General features: G+C 62.2%; 21 protein-coding genes and 2 tRNA genes. 18 read left to right on the top strand and 5 right to left on the bottom strand.

The window, feature by feature from the left end; all coding sequences use genetic code 11:
* Positions 1–172 precede the first annotated feature (172 nt).
* Positions 173–1,639, bottom strand: a complete 1,467-nt coding sequence (locus VFZ97_18905; GenBank protein ID HEX6395510.1) for a PAS domain S-box protein — start codon at positions 1,637–1,639, stop codon at positions 173–175.
* Positions 1,640–1,850: 211 nt separating this feature from the next.
* Between VFZ97_18905 and VFZ97_18910 the strand changes: the two genes are divergently transcribed.
* The 3 genes from VFZ97_18910 (at position 1,851) to VFZ97_18920 (ending at position 3,192) form a co-directional block, all read left to right on the top strand.
* A complete protein-coding gene (locus VFZ97_18910; protein HEX6395511.1) occupies positions 1,851–2,240 on the top strand; it encodes a response regulator in 390 nt (129 codons plus the stop codon).
* Positions 2,237–2,641, top strand: a complete 405-nt coding sequence (locus tag VFZ97_18915; GenBank protein HEX6395512.1) for a pyridoxamine 5'-phosphate oxidase family protein — start codon at positions 2,237–2,239, stop codon at positions 2,639–2,641. The genes VFZ97_18910 and VFZ97_18915 overlap by 4 nt, the downstream gene beginning before the upstream one ends.
* A gap of 92 nt (positions 2,642–2,733) precedes the next feature.
* Complete coding sequence (locus VFZ97_18920; protein HEX6395513.1) at positions 2,734–3,192, top strand: CBS domain-containing protein; 459 nt, start codon at positions 2,734–2,736, stop codon at positions 3,190–3,192.
* 41 nt (positions 3,193–3,233) lie between these two features.
* Here VFZ97_18920 and VFZ97_18925 read toward each other — a convergent pair whose 3' ends face one another.
* Positions 3,234–3,767: a GNAT family N-acetyltransferase gene (locus VFZ97_18925; GenBank protein ID HEX6395514.1), complete on the bottom strand. Its 534-nt coding sequence runs from the start codon at positions 3,765–3,767 to the stop codon at positions 3,234–3,236.
* A gap of 205 nt (positions 3,768–3,972) precedes the next feature.
* On the opposite strand from VFZ97_18925, the gene VFZ97_18930 reads away from it, so the two are divergent.
* The 6 genes from VFZ97_18930 to VFZ97_18955 all read left to right on the top strand — a co-directional run bounded on the left by VFZ97_18930 (position 3,973) and on the right by VFZ97_18955 (position 10,058).
* Positions 3,973–4,611 carry a response regulator transcription factor gene (locus VFZ97_18930; GenBank protein ID HEX6395515.1) on the top strand — a complete coding sequence of 213 codons (639 nt, stop codon included), beginning with the start codon at positions 3,973–3,975 and terminating at the stop codon, positions 4,609–4,611.
* 174 nt (positions 4,612–4,785) lie between these two features.
* On the top strand, positions 4,786–5,697 hold the full coding sequence (locus VFZ97_18935) for a universal stress protein (protein HEX6395516.1): 912 nt from the start codon (positions 4,786–4,788) through the stop codon (positions 5,695–5,697).
* Positions 5,687–6,112, top strand: a complete 426-nt coding sequence (locus tag VFZ97_18940) for a pyridoxamine 5'-phosphate oxidase family protein (GenBank protein HEX6395517.1) — start codon at positions 5,687–5,689, stop codon at positions 6,110–6,112. Before VFZ97_18935 ends, VFZ97_18940 begins: the two co-directional genes overlap by 11 nt.
* Before the next feature lie 17 nt (positions 6,113–6,129).
* Positions 6,130–7,296 carry a GAF domain-containing sensor histidine kinase gene (locus VFZ97_18945; protein ID HEX6395518.1) on the top strand — a complete coding sequence of 389 codons (1,167 nt, stop codon included), beginning with the start codon at positions 6,130–6,132 and terminating at the stop codon, positions 7,294–7,296.
* A 162-nt stretch (positions 7,297–7,458) separates the two neighbouring features.
* The gene (locus tag VFZ97_18950; protein ID HEX6395519.1) at positions 7,459–8,058 is read left to right on the top strand and encodes a hypothetical protein; all 600 of its coding nucleotides are present in this window, start codon (positions 7,459–7,461) and stop codon (positions 8,056–8,058) included.
* A gap of 89 nt (positions 8,059–8,147) precedes the next feature.
* A complete protein-coding gene (locus VFZ97_18955) occupies positions 8,148–10,058 on the top strand; it encodes a cytochrome b N-terminal domain-containing protein (protein HEX6395520.1) in 1,911 nt (636 codons plus the stop codon).
* Between the two features lie 167 nt (positions 10,059–10,225).
* On the opposite strand, the gene VFZ97_18960 is transcribed toward VFZ97_18955, so the two are convergent.
* Positions 10,226–10,303 (bottom strand) — tRNA-His (locus VFZ97_18960).
* A 106-nt stretch (positions 10,304–10,409) separates the two neighbouring features.
* Here VFZ97_18960 and VFZ97_18965 point away from each other — a divergent pair.
* Positions 10,410–11,342, top strand: coding sequence for a sigma-70 family RNA polymerase sigma factor (locus VFZ97_18965; protein ID HEX6395521.1), 933 nt, complete (start codon positions 10,410–10,412; stop codon positions 11,340–11,342).
* Positions 11,343–11,397: 55 nt separating this feature from the next.
* On the top strand, positions 11,398–11,778 hold the full coding sequence (locus VFZ97_18970) for a nuclear transport factor 2 family protein (protein HEX6395522.1): 381 nt from the start codon (positions 11,398–11,400) through the stop codon (positions 11,776–11,778).
* On the opposite strand, the gene VFZ97_18975 is transcribed toward VFZ97_18970, so the two are convergent.
* On the bottom strand, positions 11,734–12,561 hold the full coding sequence (locus tag VFZ97_18975; protein HEX6395523.1) for a thioesterase family protein: 828 nt from the start codon (positions 12,559–12,561) through the stop codon (positions 11,734–11,736). The genes VFZ97_18970 and VFZ97_18975 overlap by 45 nt on opposite strands.
* Positions 12,558–13,037 (bottom strand): helix-turn-helix domain-containing protein, encoded by a 480-nt coding sequence (locus VFZ97_18980; GenBank protein HEX6395524.1) that lies wholly within the window; start codon positions 13,035–13,037, stop codon positions 12,558–12,560. The genes VFZ97_18975 and VFZ97_18980 overlap by 4 nt, the downstream gene beginning before the upstream one ends.
* Before the next feature lie 55 nt (positions 13,038–13,092).
* Here VFZ97_18980 and VFZ97_18985 point away from each other — a divergent pair, with 55 nt between their 5' ends.
* The 7 genes from VFZ97_18985 to VFZ97_19015 all read left to right on the top strand — a co-directional run.
* Complete coding sequence (locus VFZ97_18985; GenBank protein ID HEX6395525.1) at positions 13,093–14,526, top strand: MFS transporter; 1,434 nt, start codon at positions 13,093–13,095, stop codon at positions 14,524–14,526.
* Between the two features lie 93 nt (positions 14,527–14,619).
* Positions 14,620–15,165 carry a PRC-barrel domain-containing protein gene (locus VFZ97_18990; GenBank protein HEX6395526.1) on the top strand — a complete coding sequence of 182 codons (546 nt, stop codon included), beginning with the start codon at positions 14,620–14,622 and terminating at the stop codon, positions 15,163–15,165.
* Positions 15,166–15,191: 26 nt separating this feature from the next.
* Entirely contained in the window at positions 15,192–15,461 is a 270-nt protein-coding gene (locus tag VFZ97_18995; GenBank protein HEX6395527.1) for an Rdx family protein, read from the top strand.
* A gap of 17 nt (positions 15,462–15,478) precedes the next feature.
* Positions 15,479–16,336: an alpha/beta hydrolase gene (locus VFZ97_19000; GenBank protein ID HEX6395528.1), complete on the top strand. Its 858-nt coding sequence runs from the start codon at positions 15,479–15,481 to the stop codon at positions 16,334–16,336.
* Between the two features lie 42 nt (positions 16,337–16,378).
* A tRNA-Arg gene (locus VFZ97_19005) sits at positions 16,379–16,455 on the top strand.
* 653 nt (positions 16,456–17,108) lie between these two features.
* Positions 17,109–18,407, top strand: a complete 1,299-nt coding sequence (locus VFZ97_19010; GenBank protein ID HEX6395529.1) for a hypothetical protein — start codon at positions 17,109–17,111, stop codon at positions 18,405–18,407.
* A 211-nt stretch (positions 18,408–18,618) separates the two neighbouring features.
* Positions 18,619–19,160 (top strand): hypothetical protein (locus tag VFZ97_19015; GenBank protein HEX6395530.1); only part of this gene is annotated, 542 nt, incomplete at its 3' end.

Consider the following 19,160-nt stretch of genomic DNA (forward strand, 5'->3'; position numbering starts at 1 on the left):
CTTGTTCCTGTAGCCAATTTGGAGGTCGCGTCCTCGTTGCGGGAGGGTCGAACGGCCCTTACCTGCCAGAACCTTCTCCGGGCGCTCGGATGCGAGTGCGGAAAATGCGTCGTAGGTCACGGGCGCGATCGGGGTGAAGCTCACTTCGGTGGTTCTCGCCGGTTAACGGGCGTCAGGCGGGGGTCGGGACCTCCCATTCGATCAGACTTCCGCTTTCGTCTGATGAGACGATTCGGAAAGTCCCCCCAAGAAGTCTCGCCCTGTCATCCATGTTTGAAAGGCCGCGCCCTTGCTCGAGATGGTCGGGGAACCCTTTGCCGTCGTCGCGAACTCTCAGGGACACCGCCTCCGCAGAGGCAGAGAGAGTGACTTCCACCGAGGTTGCTCCTCCGTGCCGGGCAGCATTCGACAAGGCTTCTCTGGTTACCGACAGCAAATGTGACGCGAGCTCGTCGCCCACAATCGAGTCAACTGGCCCCTGGAACTGCAGCGCAGGTTTGATGCCGAACTTGCCCGAAACGTCTGCGACAAGCCGTTTGAGCTCGGAGCGCATTCCAGTGTTTCCAGGCCGATTCAGCTCAAAGATCGTCTCGCGAATTTCCCGGATCACCTCGTCGATGGCTTCTACGGAACCGCCGATCCGATCCTCGACCACTCCATCGCTAAGCGGCTGGACGCCTTGAAGCGACAGCCCGATCGCAAAGAGCCGCTGGATAACATTGTCATGCAGGTCCCGGGCGATCCTTTCGTGCTCGGCGACCAACCTGAGCTGATCGAGTTCGCGTCTAGCTTCTCCCAGAGTCAGCATGATCGAAGCAGCCGATGCGTATACGCCCAATATCTGAGCGTCGGCACGGCTGAACGGCCTGGATCCCCTTCTCCGAGCCACGACAAGGATGCCGTAGGCACCTTCTTCGGAAATCATGGGGACGTACATCCCCGATCCCAACTCGAGGACCCGGGCTTCGGGGAGGACGTCCGGATCCGACGACATGTCCTCGATCAAGATCGAAGCACCCTGGGCAATCGCTCGAGCGGAGATGCTTGACTCGAGCGACAGTTCGGCACCGATCAGGTCTTGGCATCTTTCCCCTTCTGCGGCTGCGACCACCAGTGCCCCGCCGCGGGGTAGCACGACCCATGAAGCGTCCGCCTCAGCTAGATGAAGGGCGCGGCTGGATGTCAGGTTGAGCGTGCTGCTGCCACCCTGGGCGGCCAGCAGCACCCGGGCGATCTCGTTGACGAAACGCAGAAGGTCCTCACGGCGTCGCCGCTCAGTGGCATCACGGACGAACGCTGCAACGAACGTCTGGTCATTGATGATTACGGGCGACAGGCTGACGTCGACGGGAACGGTGCTCCCGTCTTTGCGGCGACCCTGGAGCTCGAGGCCTGAACCCATCGTGCGTGCGCTGGGCGATGCGATGTATGTGGTCCTATGCCCCGTGTGGGCATTTCGAAGGTGCTCCGGAATCAGGGTCTCGATTTGCTCGCCGACGAGCTCGCTAGGTTGGTAACCGAACAGGCCTTCGACTCGAGGACCGGCCATCTCGATCCTCCCGTTGGGGCCGACCACTAGGGCCGCGTCGGGCAAGCTGGCTAGCAATACCTCGGGGAGTTCCCGGTGATCGAGGGGCACCAGCCGAGCATATGCAGGACCGACTGCAGACCGGATGGAACCGAGCATTTCGCTGGCCGTAAGGACCTTCGGAAGCGAGTCAGTCTGGTTTATACGAGATTGTCCGGATTTGCTGCCGATGGTCCCTTGATGCTGTGACGGTCGGCTCTGCAGAGCGCAGACTCATCTCTTTCAAAGTCGTCTCGTGATTCAAGAAGTGCCCACTAGGCAAATGCGTGTACTCGTGGCTTCGAGCAGCCCGAGCCTCCGCATGCTGCTTCGTTCGAAGCTGCGGCGGGATAGGCGATTCGCGGTGGTTGCTGAAACCTCAGACGGCGACGGTGTCTTGGCACTGTCGGTTGGCTACGACCTCGTCTTGCTGGACCTGAGGCTGCCGGGCCTTGGAGTCTTGGGGGTAATGAGCCGATTACGCGTCCGACACCCGGATCGGAGCATTGTCGTGGTGGCTTCCACCAGTGTCCCTTATCTGCGCTACGCAGCGCTACAAGAGGGGGCGGCCGACTACCTCGAGATTCCGGAAGAGCTCGACGACCTTCCGGAACGCCTCTTTGCCTGTACTCAGAGCAGCCGGCATTTGGTCGTTGGGAGGGTTAGTCAATGAGAGCGTTGGATCTTCTCGGAGGTGCCCAAATCGTCTCCGAAAGCGACTGCTGGGAAATGCTCGCCACGCAGTCCATTGGGCGTGTCGCTTTTGCGCTTGAGGGACAAGTGGAGATCTTTCCCGTGAACTACGCGATCGACGGGGACGCGATCATCTTCCGGACGAACGTTGGGCGTAAGTACACCGGCGCGAAAGTCGGTGAGGTCGCCTTCGAAGCAGACTCGCTGGATCCGGTGTCCAAGAGCGGCTGGAGTGTGGTGATCCACGGCTCCTCGCGGGACGCAACCCAACTCGAGTCCGCTGAGCGACCGCTTGGTTGTCAGCCGTGGGCAGGACCGAAAGAGTTTCTCGTACGGATCACCCCGAGGGGCATCAGTGGCCGGCGGGTATCGCCGCTCTAAGCCGCGTCGGTGGGTGGCATGAAAAATGGAAAGCCTTTGTAATAGGTCCTTCGACACTGTTCATCGCAAGCGAGGGGAGGTTTGATGTACATATGACCTTGTCCGTAACCCATCTGCACTCACCAGTCGGCGATTTGGTCAGCCGCCCAGCGGTGCACGTGTCGCGAGACGACTCGATCACCCACGTCGCTCAAATCATGTGGGCCAACGGGGTTTCCGCCGTGTTGGTCGGGACGGGGCACGGCTCGATAGTCACCGAGCACGATCTCGTCGCTGCGGTGGCGTCGGACTGTCCCTCTGATGTCCGGATCGATGAGGTCGCGACAGTATCTCCCGTATCGGTTCCTTCCGACACGGATATCGTCGACGCAGCAGCCTTGATGTTGAACGAGGACGTTCGCCATTTGATTGTCGAGCTCCATGACGGGTCGGACGGCGTCCTTTCGATCCGAGAGATCTCGGCCGCTCTGTTGCAAGCGGCCAAACCGGACGTGTGGCTGTCCGCGTTGAGGATCAAGGTAGCGATTCCCACCGATGCATGGTTCGGTTGATCAACCTCCTGCTCGGGGCGGCGGCGAACCAGGCCGGGGGTTCATGCCCGCCGTTCTGCGATCGGAAATTCCACGTGGACGACACCGTCTCGAAAGGATTGGGATAGCTGAAAGCCGCCACCACGGAACACGTCTCTCATCGGCTGGTTGGTGGACAGGGTGTCTGCCACGAACCTGCGTATCCCGAGCTCGCGGCCCGCGCAAACAAGGGCCTTGAGCAGCAAGGTTCCCAACCCGCGGCCTTGGTAGGCGTCGGCCACGACGAATGCCACCTCGGCGGTGTCGGTCAAGTTGATCCGGTCGAACCGGGCGACCGCGACGAGCTTTCCATCGATGATCGCCACCATGGCGAGCCGATTCTGGAAGTCGACGGTCGTGAACCTCGTCGCCTCCTCCTCCGTGAGGTGGGGATGGGCGTTGAAGAACCTGCGGTACACACTTTCGGGCGAGAGGCCCTCGTGGAAGGCGGCGAGGGCGGCTTTGTCCGACGGGCTGATGGGGCGGACGTGCACCGCGGTCCCGTCGGCGAGGACATCGTCGAAGGTGCAGATCGAAATCGCCGGCGTGGATGCCACACCTGAACGATCCCCGGACCGAAGACATCTGGATAGGGGACAAAGTCCCTGCCGGGAGTCGCTAGGACTTATGGCCCTATGCCGCCGGTCCGCTCGCGTGCCAACATGACGCTATGTCGGACTGTGAAGTTGCCGATTGGCGATCTAAATGAGCAATTCGTGCGGGACAGTAGACGGAAGTCAGACAGATGAAGCAGTGATCCGCGTGTTTCTTCTGGATGATCACGAGCTGGTCCGCCGCGGCATCAGGGACCTTCTCTACACCGAGCCGTCGGTGGTGGTGGTCGGGGAGGCTTCCGATGCAGACGAAGCCTTGGAAAAGATCCCGCAAACCCGACCCGATGTGGCCGTGTTGGACGTCAGGCTGGGGGATGGAGCCTCGGGCGTCGAGGTCTGCCGGGAGATTCGATCCGGGCACCCCGAGGTCGCCTGCATCATGCTGACCAGTTTCGCCGACGATGAAGCTCTGTTCGCGTCGATCATGGCGGGAGCGTCGGGCTACGTGCTCAAGCAGATCCGTGGGACCGATCTCTTGCAGGCCATACGCCGGGTAGCGAACGGGGAAAGCTTGCTCGATAGCGCGGTTACCGCCAGAGTGCTCGAGCGTCTGCGGAATCCCCCGCCTGAAGACGATCCCCTGTCAGATCTCACTCCCCAAGAGAGGCGAATCCTCGATCTGATCTCCGAGGGCCGAACCAACCGTGAGATAGCTGATGGAATGTTTCTCGCCGAGAAGACGGTGAAGAACTACGTGTCTCATCTTCTTGCCAAGTTGGGCATGGCCCGCCGCTCGGAGGCCGCCGCTTACGCGGCGAGGATTTCCGAGCGGCGGCGGGTTCGTTAACTCACCGACTTCACTTCTACTTCCACATAGGTGACCAAGATCGGTCACCTATGACCGTGGCTCCACTCGGTGGGCCCGGGTAGTGACGATGGGCTCAACTTGAAGAGTCTTCCAGGCTCAGGGTGTGACATTCGGCCCTATTCGACTCTGGAGTGCTCCCGTACGGTCGAGCGCATGGAGGAAGAGAACTTCGAACGGAAGGTCCTGGTCGGTGTCGACGGCTCCGTCGCCAACCGCGTAGCGCTGCGGTGGGCGATCGAAGAGGCCAAGGTCCGCCAGAGCAAGCTCCTTGCCGCCTACGCCGTGCACGTTCCCTCGTTCGTGTACTACTCGCCCGGATACGTTCCCATCGCAGCTGATGATCTCGCCGAAGAGGGCCACAAGTTGGTTGAGGCCGCGGTCGGGACGCTCGGAACGCACACCCAGGTGAAAATCGAAATAGTGACGGTCGAGGGTCCCGCACACCGGGGCATTCGAAGGTTGTCAGAAGAGCCAGACGTCGGGCTGGTCGTGGTTGGTACTAGAAGTCACGGCGCGCTAGCCAGCACGATGCTCGGCTCGACCAGCCATGCCTTGTCGCATCACTGCTCGAAGCCGCTGGTCATCGTCCCTACGCCCCAGAGCGAGGCGGACGGCGTCAGCCCGGTTCGCCAAATTTTGGTGGGGGTTGACGGGTCGGACGGCGGCGCCGCGGCGCTCAGGTGGGCGGCGAGAGAGGCCAAGATGCACGGTGCCCGTCTCGAGGTCGCCGTGGCGTGGTCCTGGACGACGATGCCACCCGAAGCCGTCATAGACACTCCGATCGGCGTGAACATAGAACTCGCTGCCCGGGAACTCCTGTCCAGGACGGTTGGTGCTCTAGATCTTCGGGATCTCGAGGTGAGCCTGACCGTGCGCGAAGGTCCGTCAACTGAGGTACTGCTGGACCTCTCTCAGTCCGCCGACCTTCTCGTCGTCGGAACCCGGGGTCTGGGACGAGCCAAAGAGATGTTCCTGGGGTCCACCAGCCACGTCGTCGCTCATCAGTCCAAGGTGCCCGTGGCGATCATCCCTGCTACACGTGAGGAGTGTCCAAATGACCCATGACGTAATTGGCTCGGGGGCTGTCCTCGAGGAGATTCCGCTCGAGGAATGTGTAGAGCTTCTCACCCGAACCCCCGTGGGACGGGTCGGAGGAGTCGCCCACGGGAAGCCGTTTGTGTTTCCAGTCAACTACCTGCTCGACGGCGACAAAGTGGTCTTCCGGACGGGACCGGGCACCAAGCTGGACGGGTCGGGCTTCGGTCGTGTGGCGTTCGAGATCGATGGTGTCGACGAGGAAACCAAGACCGGTTGGAGCGTGATCGTTCAGGGTGTTGCTGCCGAGATCAACGAGATGTTGGACCAGCACTCGGAGAGGCTACGCCAGCTCGATCTCTCCCCTTGGGTGGCCGGCGAAAAGACCCACTGGGTCGCGATTGATACCGAATCCATAACCGGCAGGCGACTCACCCACCGGTAGCAGAGGGCCACTATTCCGTGTCCGTCTTGCCGGCGGTCGAGAGCATCGAGGACGCCGCTCGGCTCAGAGATCTGCTCGACGCGGTCCTGCAGATCAACGCGGATCTGTCACTGCCTGACATGCTCGAGCGGATCGTTCGGGCTGGCGTCCACCTGATCGGCGCAAAGTACGGAGCGCTCGGAGTCCTCTCTGAAGGGGGCACCTCTCTATCCGAGTTCGTGTTCGTCGGCCTCGACCAGGAGGTGGCGAACGGGATCCCGGAGGTTCCCCAAGGCCGAGGCATCCTCGGTCTTCTCATTCGCGATCCTCGGCCCATCAGGATCGCCAACCTGACTTCCCACTCAGAGAGTTTCGGGTTCCCTCCCGGCCACCCGCAAATGAACTCGTTCCTCGGCGTGCCGATCACGACGCGCGGCGAGGTGTTCGGGAACCTCTACCTCACGGACAAGACTGAGGCCTACGAGTTCACCTCGGAGGACGAAACCCTGGCTATCGCGTTGGCAAACGCCGCGGCCGTCGCTATCGAGAACGCCAGGCTCCACGACCGGGTGAAGAGCCTCGCGCTTGCTGAGGACAGAGAGAGAATCGCATCCGATCTCCACGACACCGTGATCCAGCGACTCTTCGCTATCGGTTTGGGGCTGGAGGCCGTTCGTCCCCTTACATCGAACGACGTAGCCAAGAGACGAATAGACGAAGCGGTTGACAGCCTGGACGAGACTGTCCGGCAGATCAGATCCACCGTTTTCGCCCTTCAGGGTCGAGCACATCCGGAGCGGGGACTTCGGGACGAGGTCTCGGCGATTGTGACCGAGGCCGCGGCGGGGCTCGGCTTCGAGCCGTTCCTACATCTGGATGGGGCGATCGACTCCGAGATCGACGACGAGACCGCAGAGCACGTCACCAGCGTTGTTCGCGAAGCTCTCGCCAACATCGTCCGGCACTCACGCGCAACTCGGGTGGAAGTCGACCTAGTCGTGAAGAATCATCAGCTCCGGGTCGAGGTGAGCGACGACGGGGTCGGAATGCCGCCGATCCACCGTGCCGGTCGGGGACTCACGAGCATGGCGAAACGGGCCCAGGATCTCGGCGGATCGGTGTCTATATCCCCGGGCGTCAACGGCAGGGGAACCGTCCTCGCTTGGCGGGTGCCCCTCGATCGCGCCAGCCGGGCTCCACGCTGAGCGCCGAATTTCAGTTGAGGGGTCCCTGTGGCGTAGGGGACTTTAGTCCCAGCCCCCGAGGACGTTGGACCCCGTGAATCGGAGATCGCTTCGTTCGAGGATGACTCAAGCGAGGCGTCCGGGCCCTGAAAGCACCGGCGAGCCAAAGAGGAGATAGGAATAATGCGACGTAGAACGTTCGATGTCCTGGTCAGTGCCGGTGGCCTATTTCTCGTGATCGTGCTCGCCGTAGCAGGCGGCCTGCTCACCTGGGGCCACAACTACATCACCAATGAAGTCCACAGCCAGCTGGCGGCCCAGAAGATCTACTTCCCGCCGAAGGGCAGCCCTGCGATCGCCGCACCCGAGTTCGGGGCGATGCGGCAATACGCCGGTCAACAGATGACAACCGGCGCCCAAGCTGAGGTCTACGCCGACCATTTCATCGCCGTTCATCTGAAGGAGGCCGGCGGCGGTCAGACCTACGCCCAGCTCTCGACCCAAGCTCAGGCTCAGCCGAACAACGCAAAGCTGCAGGCGACAGTCAACACCATGTTCAAGGGCGAGACGCTGCGGGGACTGCTTCTCAATGCCTACGCGTTCGGGACCATCGGTGACATCGCCGGCTACGCGGCCGTTGCCGCCTTCAGCGCCGCTGGGGTCATGTTGATCCTTTCGGGATTCGGGTTGTATCACAGCCGTCGGGTCTCGGCGAGCAAAGAGGTTCTCGGCGTTCTGGTCACCAATGGCCAGTCCGCCACGCGGGAACCTGTCCACAACTAGCGCGGTTACGCGGGCACCCAGGTGCGGATCTCAACGCCGGAGATCCGCACCTCTTGTGTTCCGCAAGACCAAAGGAGGAAGAGGAGTAAATGGTTGCCGCGAGCGTTCTCGAATCGCCGATCAACATGAACGGTCCCGGCCGGTACCTTCATTGGTCGATATTCACCGTTTCGGTTGCCAACCTGGCCCTGATCGCGGTCATGGTGGTGATCTTCGGTGCAGCGTTGTTGCTGCCATTTCCGCATGGGAGGAGGACCGCCGACCCGGGGGAGTCCGAAGTCGCGCTGCGTACGGAGCCGTCCGCTGAGACGTTCGGGAGAGTTGCAGACGAACGAATGTGGACTGCCAGGGCGAGGAGGTGGGGCCTCCGGAACCTTCCACCGGGAAAGCTCCTTCCGGACAGGCAGCCCGCGTACGTGGCGTCCTGGGTCTATGTGTTCGGAGTCGGAGCGCTGGCCGCGCTGGCAGTCGCGATCGTCTCGGGCTTTACCATCGCCATCGGCGGGACCGACTGGTGGCACACCAACCCGGTCGGCCACTTCTTCAACAGTCTCCACCTCTGGAGCGTCGAGCTTTTCATGGCTCTCCTGGTCATCCACCTGTGGGGGAAGTTCTGGATGGCGGCATGGAGGGGGCGGCGCGCCCTCACATGGGTCACCGGCGTGGTCGCCTTCGCTGCATCGATTCTGGAGTGCTTCACCGGATACCTGTCGCAGCAAAACTTCGACTCGCAATGGATCGCCACCAACGGCAAGGACGCGATGAATTCAACCGGCGTAGGCGCGTTCTTCAACCTGATGAACTTCGGTCAGATGCTGCTCTGGCATGTCGTGCTGATCCCAATCCTGCTGGTGTCGCTGGTGGGAGCTCACATCCTGCTTGTGAGGGTGCGAGGTGTGTCGCACCCGCTTCCTGAACGGAGGCCGAAAGGTCGCGACCAGAGGAGGGCTGCCGCCGCGGCCGACCGCGCCGAATGGCGGGGTCCCACCCGGCGCTACGACATCCTGAAAGAGGGCACCGCTGCCGTCACCGTCGTGGCCGTCGCCGTGATCGCGCTAGCCGGGCTCCTCTCGTCCCCGGACGTCCCGCCGGTCACAGTTCAAACCTGGTCACGCGTGGCGCCAGACGATTTCCTCGGAACTGCGGCGAGCGAGTTGGCTGGAACGAGCGAGACGGCGAACTACGGCCAGCCGTACAACACAGGCACCTCGAATGTCCAGCGACTCGGCTTCTCCTGGCAGAAGCTGGCAGGTGTCCGCCAGCCGATCGACGCCGCTCAGAGCTTCGTTCTATCCCCCCTGTCCAAGGTTGCTTCCACCGACGCGCAACTCGGCGCCGCGCTCTCGAGCTACGAGTCGGCGTCGTCGACGCAGCAACAGGCCTGGACGGGGTCGTACGCCAAGGCTGTCACCAAGGTGACCTTCGACAACGGCAACCCGGTAGTGCCACCGGGCGACTACGGGCCCGTTCCGATGATGCTGAGCACCGAGCTCACCCTGGCGCGCTCCGGTGCGCTCGATGCGGACCTGCTCGCGCAACGTCCGTTCTACGGAACCAACTTCACCAAGCCGCTGTTGTTTCTGGAGGATGGCAGCTACTATGCCGACCAAGCCAAAGCCCAGCACCTCACCGGCTCCCAGTGGGGCGTGATGAATGAGACGGGCAGCTATCCCGGGCAGCCTTGGCTATGGCTCTACACCCTCTGGTATCAGGTGCGCCCGTTCAAGAACTCTGCCAACGTCGACTTGATGGCCATCTATCTGACCGGGGCGGCGACGCTGTTGCTGCTCGCCGTTCCTTGGCTCCCCGGGCTACGCGACATTCCTCGGTGGATTCCCGTACACCGCCTGATTTGGCGTGACTGGCACCGCTCCCAAAGCGGCGGCCTCGAAGATGGCCGTGCCTCTCCCCCGACGCATGACGGTCACACATCAGGTGCGCCGCTCCCACGACCCACCTCTGTCTTCGTGATGCACCCGCCGGCTCCGACTGACCCTTAACCAAGTCGCTCACGATTTCACCAGCTTTGCCGGCGCCGCGGTACCGCACTGACCCGGCGGTGGCTTTGACGGTGGTGGAACTAGACCAGGCCGACCGGGAGCATCGGACCTCGATGCTCCCGGGCCGAAAACGCGTGAAGCCGTGCACGCCAGCAACGATCCGCGCTTGGGGTGACCGAGGGGACTTGAACCCCCGACCTCCAGGGCCACAACCTGGCGCTCTAACCAATCTGAGCTACGGCCACCAAGGACTTTCCAGTCTGGCACAACGCCCGGCAGACCTCCCTCCGGAACTCCACGGAAAGAGGCCGTGGCGGGCATATTGCGTCAAGCCGCCGTGTTGGAGTCGGTGTGGGTAGCGAGCGCTCGAGCGGCGACCAGGACCTCGTGAGGACCTACCTCGACGGGATCGGCAGGTACAGACTTCTCACCAAGGATGACGAAATACGCTTAGCGCGGCGTATCGAGCAGGGTCGCGAAGCCGAGACCGAGTTGGTTTCTGCAGATGTACTCCCCGGGGCGAGGGTGCGTGAATTGAGGCGCATCCGGAGAGACGGGCAGGCGGCAACCGAAGAGTTCATCAAGTCGAACCTTCGGCTTGTGGTTTCGGTCGCCAAGAAGTACCAGTCTGCCGAGATGCCGCTCTTGGACCTCATACAGGAGGGCAACCTGGGCCTGATGCACGCCGTCGACAAGTTCGATTGGCGAAAGGGTTTCAAGTTTTCGACCTACGCGACGTGGTGGATCCGCCAGGCGATCGGGCGCGGAATCGACAACAGCGCCCGCACAGTCCGGCTCCCGGTACACGCCGGCGATCAAATCCGGCGGGTCCTCCGTGCCAAGGCACAGTTCGAGGGAGAGACGGGACGTACTCCGACGTCTTTCCAGCTCGCGGAGCAGCTGCAGATGCCTGAAGCTGAGGTGGCGTCCCTTCTCCGGCACGTGCTCGAGCCGGTGAGCCTGGCGACGCCGGTGGGCAGCGACGGAGACACCGAACTCGGAGACGTTGTGGCCGACGCGACCGCTCCATCACCTTTCGATCTGGTCGCCGGACAATTGCTCGGAGCGGAGATCGACAAGCTCCTGTCCCGCCTCGGGGAGCGCGAACGGCAGATTCTGCGACTCCGGTACGGGCTGGACCGTGGCGAGCCTCGAACCCTCGAGGAGGTCGGTGCAGCTCTGAACCTGACCAGGGAGCGGATCCGCCAGATAGAGCGTTCGGCCCTCGCCAAGCTCCGGCAGCCATCGACTATTACCGGGGCGCGCGACCTACTGGCTTCCTGAGCATCCTTCTGCGGCGTCTCGACGGCGCCGATCGTCGTCGGCTTAGATCGGCGCCATGCATATCGTGGCCCGCTACTTGAAGGCGCTGTCCGTCTTCGACTGGGAGACCGCTCGCGGGTTTCTCGCCGAGGACGTAAGGCGAGTCGGACCATTCGGTGACTCCTACACGGGTCGGACCGCCTACCTGGACTTCCTTCAGAAGCTCATGCCGACGCTGGACGGCTACCGCATGGATCTCGGCCGGGTCATCGTCGGCGACGACGGTCAGACCGCAGTCGCGGAACTCTCCGAAACCGTCGAGATCGACGGCCGCACCGTGGTCACGCCAGAGAGCCTGGTGTTCGACCTTGATCAATCGGGATTGATCGTCGGCCTGAGGATTTACATCCAGTCAGAACAGCCTGATCCCGGCAAGCTGGGTTCCGTGCGCGACTAGCTGCCCTGCGCTGTCCCACACGTAACAGATCTCGTCGAGCCGGCCGCCGGCGATCATTTGCGCTCGCTGGACGACCCGGACCGGCCCGGAAGCAGGTATTGCGCGGACATAGACGGTCAGTTCCAGTGTCGGAACCCAGCCGCTGTACTCAATGTCGAAACTCGCTGGTGGAAATGCATCAACGGCAAACAGCAGGGCTGTGGTGTCGAAGGCCTCCCCGAACGGGAGAGTCAGCCAGCCTCTCAGTTCGCCTCGTCCGCTAGGCCGCCCGGTAGTGAAGCCAGCGCTCTCCGGTTCGAGCCGGACCTCGACCTGGTCCATGATCGCGACGCGCACGTCGTCGGGCAGGGCGGGTTTCAACGGTAAGCACTGCTCCAGCGGAACCGGTTCGGTGTGCGGCAAGCCGTCCTGCCAGTAGGGCTTGGTTCCTGGCTCGTGTCGAGAAGTTGTTATGAGCGCCTCGACGCAGGTGCGACCGCCCTGGTCCATCCGGCCGCGTACCTGGGAGGCAGTTCGACCCGACCGTAACGTTTCCACCTCGATCGTTACGGGGCCTGGATCGGGTGATCTGAGATAGTGGGCGCTGGCCGCCAAGACGTGTCGATGATCCCCAGCCCACGTAGCGGCACCGCCCAGCATCGAGAGAAGGTAGCCGCCATTTGGCTTTCCTCCGATTGTCCACTCCGCATCGATTTCGCCTTCGAAGCGATCCGTGTCGACCGGGATGAGCGCGCTGACCTGGCTGAAGGATCGGCGTTCCTCCTCGGCTACAGCAGCGCTCACCGTTTGGCTGTCCTGACCAGCAGCGGCTCAATGGCTCCCGGGCCGACCTCGGCTCTGAGGTCCCGATCGCTCAGGGGTTCGCCGCATGCGGAACAGACCATCACGGCGTTCGAGATCTTCCCGCAACCCTTGTGCCGCACTCGCAAAGGTGGGCCGTCCGGCGCAGCGTAACGGTCCCCCCATTGCCGCATTGCGGTGAGGACCGGCCAGAGATCGCGCCCCTTCTGGGTGAGGTGGTAGTCGAACCGCGGCGGATGCTCGCTGTATTGCTCCTTTGCTAGCACCCCAGTCTCCACGAGGCGGTTCAGGCGCTGGTTCAGGATGTTTCGCGAGATTCCGAGGCGCTCTTGGAAGTCGTCGAAGCGAGTGACACCGAGGAACGCGTCGCGCACTATCAGCATCGACCACCACTCGCCCACGACCTCGAGACACTGGGCGACCGAGCAGTGCATGTCGGCGAAGCTCTTCCGTTCCACACCCGCCAGGATACTAGGTTGCATTATAGAACGCAATCTCGTAGGGTTAAGTTCTGTGACAGAACTAACCCTCGCCACTCAAGTGCCGGGTACGGAAAAAAGCCAAGACCGGCGCAACTCCCGCGAGGTTCTTCTCATCGTCTGTGCCGGCGTGATTCTGGCCAGCTTGGACTTGTTCATCGTCAACGTGGCACTTCCCCAGATCGCCAAGGACCTCCATGCCGCGAACCTGGCGGAGCTTTCGTGGGTTCTTAACGGGTACGCGATCGTTTACGCCTCGCTGCTCGTGTTCTTCGGAAGGCTCGCCGACCGGTACCGGCGAGATCGGGCCTTCCTCCTTGGCGTAGCGGTCTTCACCGCAGCCTCCGCCGCGTGCGCGGCTTCGACGAGTGTCGGCATGCTCGTAGGGTTCCGGCTGCTTCAAGCTGCAGGTGCGGCGCTGCTCACTCCCACTTCGCTGGGACTGGTGCTCGCTTCTTACGAGCCCGAGCGGCGAGGCGGAGCAGTGAGAGCCTGGACGGCGGTCGGCGGTCTGGCGGCGGCGCTCGGGCCCGTCGTTGGAGGCCTCCTAGTGGCCATTGATTGGAGGCTGGTTTTCCTGGTGAACCTACCGGTCGGCGTTGTTGCGCTCGTCGTGGGCTGGAGGCGGTTGCCGCGCGTTCCGGGACATCCGATCGAGCGGCCCGATCCGATCGGGGTCGTCTTAGTCACCTCTGGGATCGCCGCGCTGACGTTCGGCTTGGTCAAGGGAAGTGATTGGGGATGGGCGTCCACCGGCATTTTGGGTGCGCTAGGTGGTTCGGCCGTGCTGCTCGGGCTCTTCGTACTCCATTGCCTCACCAGCCCGACGCCCCTAGTCCAGCCGTCGCTTTTCCGATCCCCTCAGTTCTCCGGATCTTCAGTCGTAGCGATCTTCTTCTCAGCTGCGTTCGGGGCGATGCTGCTCTCCGTCGTTCTATGGGAACAGGAAGCGTGGGGCTGGTCGGCCCTGCGCTGCGGGTTGGCTGTAGCACCAGGGCCGATCATGGTTCCGATTGTCTCCTTCCTGGTAGCGGGCCGCGCCATCGCTCGCTACGGATCAGCGCGGGTCATCGCGGTTGGAAGCGTCGTGTTCGCGGCAGGAATTGCATGGTGGGCGCTCGCGGCGACAACCCACCCGAACTACGTATCCGGCCTGCTTGGCGGCATGATCCTGACCGGCATCGGGGTCGGCTTCGTCCTCCCCACGATGATGGCTACCGCGTCGTCCTCGCTTCCGCCCCAAGCGTTCGCGACAGGATCGGCTGTTGTAAACATGATCCGCCAGACAGGACTCGCGCTCGGTGTGGCAATTTTGGTCGCGGTGCTGGGAACCACGCATGGCCGTATCCCATCGCTGAGTACTTTCCGGCACGCCTGGTGGTTGACAGCCGCTATCGCCCTCGCCGGCCTGGTGCCTGCGCTCGGGCTTCTGTCCCGGCCGGCGGCTGCTGCACCGGCGACGACATAGAGTCTCAACCGAACCCGGGAGGTGGCCGTGGCCGAGACCGTTCCATTCACAATTGGAGCACCTGCGCGATGTTCAGACGGGATCTGCGGCCGGGTGACCCAGGTCGTGCTCGATCCCATCAAGGACGAGGTCACCCACCTGATCGTCGAGCCGGAGCACCGCGAGGGGCTCGGACGGCTGGTGCCCATCGATGCCGCGGAAGCAGCACCTGACGAGGTCCGCATCAACCTCACGACGTCCCAGCTGGGGAAGCTGGAGAGGGCCGAACAGACCCATTTCCTCGAAGGCGTTGAGGGCTCCTTTGGGTATGAGCCCGAAGAGATCCTGTTGTGGCCCTACTACGGGGGGAACACAACTATCCCGGTAACGACGGACAAGTTGCCCGCAGGAGAAGTTGCCGTGCGGCGCGGCGAGGACGTCCACGCTGCCGACGGCCGAATCGGCGAGGTCGAGGGTTTGATCGTTGACCCGCGCAGCCACCACGTAACCCACGTGCTTTTGAAAGAGGGGCATCTCTTCGGGCGCAAGGAGGTCGCCATCCCGATCTCCTCGGTCAAGGAGGTGGGCGAAGAGGGTGTTCGGCTCTCGATGAGTAAGAGCGAGGTCGAAGGGCTGCCCGCCGTCGACTTCGACCGGTGAATTCCGCCCGTCAAGGAGGATTTGAGATGCTCGACCCCAGGCACAGTTTTCAAATCGAATTCTGCGTTCCCTGAAACTACATTCCGCGCGCCGTCGGTCTGGCGGACGAGTTGTTGAATGGTTGGGCCCCAGTGATAGGTGAGATGACGCTGGTCCCTTCGTCGAAGGGACGATTCGAGGTCACGCTCGATGGCGAGTTGATCTTTTCGAAAGCCGGGCTGGGCAGGCACGCAAATCCTGGTGAGGTCGCCGGTTTGGTTCGCGACCGGATAGGACCGGAGATGGCCCGAGAATGAACTACGAGACGTTTGAAGTGCCAGTCTCCGGCGGCCGGCTGTCAGTAGGGCGCTGGGGGAGCGGTCCGAAACTTGTGCTGGCGGCGCACGGGCTCACCGGCAATCACCACAGCTTTGGCGGCATGGCCGCAGAGCTCGGATCCGACTTCTCCGTCGTTGCTCCCGACCTTAGAGGTCGAGGGCGTAGCGCCGGCGTCGGCGGACCTTATGGGATCGACGTTCACGCCGACGATCTCATGGCCGTGCTGGATCAACTCGAGATCGGCACGGCCGTTCTCGCAGGGCACTCCATGGGCGGATTCGTGATCACTTCTGCGGCGGTGCGCCACCCCGAGCGGGTAACCAATCTCGTCCTGATCGACGGGGGAATTCCCCTCGATATGAAAGCGCCCGCCGGACTATCAGTCGAGGAGATCATTCGGTTAGTCGTTGGCCCGGCGCTGGATCGGCTGGACGTGCGCTTCCCGTTCGCGGACGCATACCTCGATTTCTGGAGACAGCACCCTGCGATCGGCCCGTACTGGAACCAGACGGCGGAAGAGACCTACTTGTACGACCTCGTGGGGGACGCGCCGAACCTCAGGTCGAGCGTTGTCAAAGAGGCCGTCCTTGGCGACGGTTCGAGCCAGATGGACGGTGGCGAGTCTTCTCTCTCGAACGCGAAGCAGCCGATCACTTTTCTGTGGGCGGAGCGCGGAATGCTCGACCAGGCCCCCGGGCTGTATACGCCCGAGGTGGTTGAGTCCTGGACCAAACGTGTTCGACAGCTGCGCGCTGTCGCCATCGAGGACGTCAACCACTACACGATCTTGCTCAGCGATCACGGAGCAAAAGCCGTGGCGTCAGCGGTCGAAGAGGCAACCACGGGCCTATGACGAGGGCTTACGCGTCGGACCTGATAGGTAACCTGGAAGGAAGCCCCCGTAGCTCAGCCGGATAGAGCTCCCGCCTTCTAAGCGGTTGGTCGCAGGTTCGAGTCCTGCCGGGGGCGCCAGGGAATTGCCTGGTCAAAGGGGTGCTAGGTAAGGGATCACAGGGTCTGGAGTCTCGCCGTACGCGTCCTGTGCACGAAGGGCAATCACAGCTGGAACTTCACTGCGTCCACTAAGGCGCAGGCCTGGAGTGTGTCGTGGTCATTCGTCTGCCCTAGTGGTGAGCCGTACCGCGGGTTCGACGGTTCCGCCGTCTACACGGGTTCCGACACGGAACCCTTGGCCGGGACAGTTTTGTCGAACTGACATTTCGTATCCCGCAGCAACTCGGGCTACGACACGAGCGACGGCAAGCAAGGGACGCTCCAGTTTCAGAATAGCCACCTACTGTTCGTGAAATATGCGGGCGCACGTGAAGTCTCTCTACTCCTGAGCGACCATCTTCAGCACCCGGCAATTGACCGCGATAGTCGATTACAAGAGTGGCGGCTCGCATACTTGTCTTGATGCAACGATCATTGCGAGATAGGAGTCGCGCAGTCTCCTGACACGTTGATGCCTGTTGTGATGGTTCCGATGGCTTAGCGGAAGCTAACCATCCGCTCATAGTGCGACGAACGCGGCTGGGGAGCGCTAGCCTTCCGATGGAAGCACCAAAACAGGAGGGGGCAGCATGAGAAGACGTGGCTCGTGGAGAGTCGTGACGACGTTGGCCGTGACTACGGCGCTGGCAACGGGGACATTTGTGTCAAAGCAGGCAACTGCTGCCATCCCGGCACCAGCACCGAGTCCTTTGCTCGATGGATATCGTGAGGTCGCTTCCGATGGCGGCATCTTCACGTTTTTGACCAGCTTCCAAGGTTCACACGGTGGTGCACCCCTTAACCAGCCAATTGTTTCCATGGCCTCGACCCCTGACGGCCAGGGCTACTGGCTGGTTGCCTCTGACGGTGGAATCTTCAACTACGGGGACGCTGGCTATTTCGGCTCTCACGGCGGTGCGCCTTTGAACAAGCCAATCGTCGGCATGGCTGCGACGCCGGATGGCCGTGGCTATTGGTTCGTTGCCTCCGATGGAGGGGTCTTCAACTATGGAGACGCGGGATACTTCGGCTCCCACGGCGGTTCGCCTTTGAACAAGCCAATTGTCGGGATCGCTGCAACGAAGGACGGAAATGGCTACTGGTTGGTTGCGTCTGACGGAGGAATCTTCAACTATGGAGACGCGGGATATGACGGCTCGCATGGTGGCTCCCCGCTCAATAAGCCAATCGTGGGCATGTCAGCTACCAGTGACGGCGATGGTTATTGGATGGTCGCGTCCGACGGGGGCATCTTTAACTACGGCGACGCCTCCTACCTCGGCTCACATGGCGGCACTCCCCTGAACCAATCTATTGTCGGCATGGCAGCGAGCAACGACGGTGGCGGCTATTGGCTCGTTGCCTCAGATGGCGGCATTTTTAACTACGGCGACGCGCCGTTCCGTGGTTCTGAGGGAGGCAGTCATCTCAACAAGCCAATCGTGGGGATGTCGCGTGGACCCCTTACATTCACCGACGGTACCTGGGTGGTCGACAAAGACATCCCCGCCGAAACGTTTCACACGACTGGCACTGATGCGTGTTACTGGGAACGGGACTCAGACCTGAGCGGTTCAGTCAACAGTATTATTGCCAACGACATCATCTCCGGTCCTGACATCGTCACAGTCCTCGGTTCGGACGCAGCATTCAAATCTGACACGTGCGGACAGTGGTCGGTCATGTACACCTCAGGACCGCAATCAACTTCGTTCGGTGACGGAGTCTTTGCCGTAGGGGTGGACATCGCACCCGGCACGTACAGCACCGCCGGTAGCGGAAGCTGCTATTGGGCACGCTTAAGCGACTTCACCGGTAACCTCAACGCGATAATCGCTAACTTCGATGGGGCAGGACCGCAGTCGGTCACGATATCGCCCGGGGATGATGGCTTCGAATCGCAAGGATGTGGTGTCTGGACTCACCAGTAAACACTCTCGTGCCGAACGAAACGTCTGGAAGGGCGAGCGGGCAAAAGTGAGTCGGTGGCTGTTCCTGCCGGGGCGCTCTGGCGGTGACGGCTAACATGAATTTGAAGGCTCAAGTGGGGCAGAACTCGACCGACAACATTGCCACTGGGCTCAGGCTCGGGTTGCCGTCTCGCAGGCGGCAGCCGGTTCTCAAGGTGGAGGGTGTTCTGAAATGGCGGAACAGGGGGAAGGGCTCGATGGCGCAGTGAGCCGCGCTCAGAGGGCAAGCGGCTTAGCGCGGGTCTCGACGGCATTGGGCATGTCGGCCCTTGCGTTATCGGTTTCTGCGCTCGGATTGCCCGGGATCCGCTCCGCTGCGGCGTCAGTCCCAGTGTTTCAGCAAGCGATCGACGTAAACGCTCCGCCCAATACGTCGGTCCGTAACCCTCTTGGAGGCGGCCGCTTTTCCGGTATTGCCTGCGCATCGGAGGGCAACTGCACCGCTACCGGCTTCTACACCGACAGCTCGAACAGCGGGCAAGCCATGTCAGCCACTGAGATCAATGGGACATGGTTCCGCGCAACCGAGATGTCCCCACCGGCTGGCGCAGCGGGGAATCCCCAGGCTTCGTTAACGGGGACTTCCTGCAGTTCGGCAAGCAACTGCGTAGCGGTTGGAGGGTACCGCGACAGCTCCAACCATTCTCAGGCGATGGTTGCCCTCCAGACCAACGGAGGGTGGGGAACGCCCACCATGATCACTGCACCTCCCAG

Source organism: Acidimicrobiales bacterium, assembly GCA_036378675.1.
In the GTDB taxonomy this organism is placed as follows: Bacteria; Actinomycetota; Acidimicrobiia; order Acidimicrobiales; family Palsa-688; genus DASUWA01.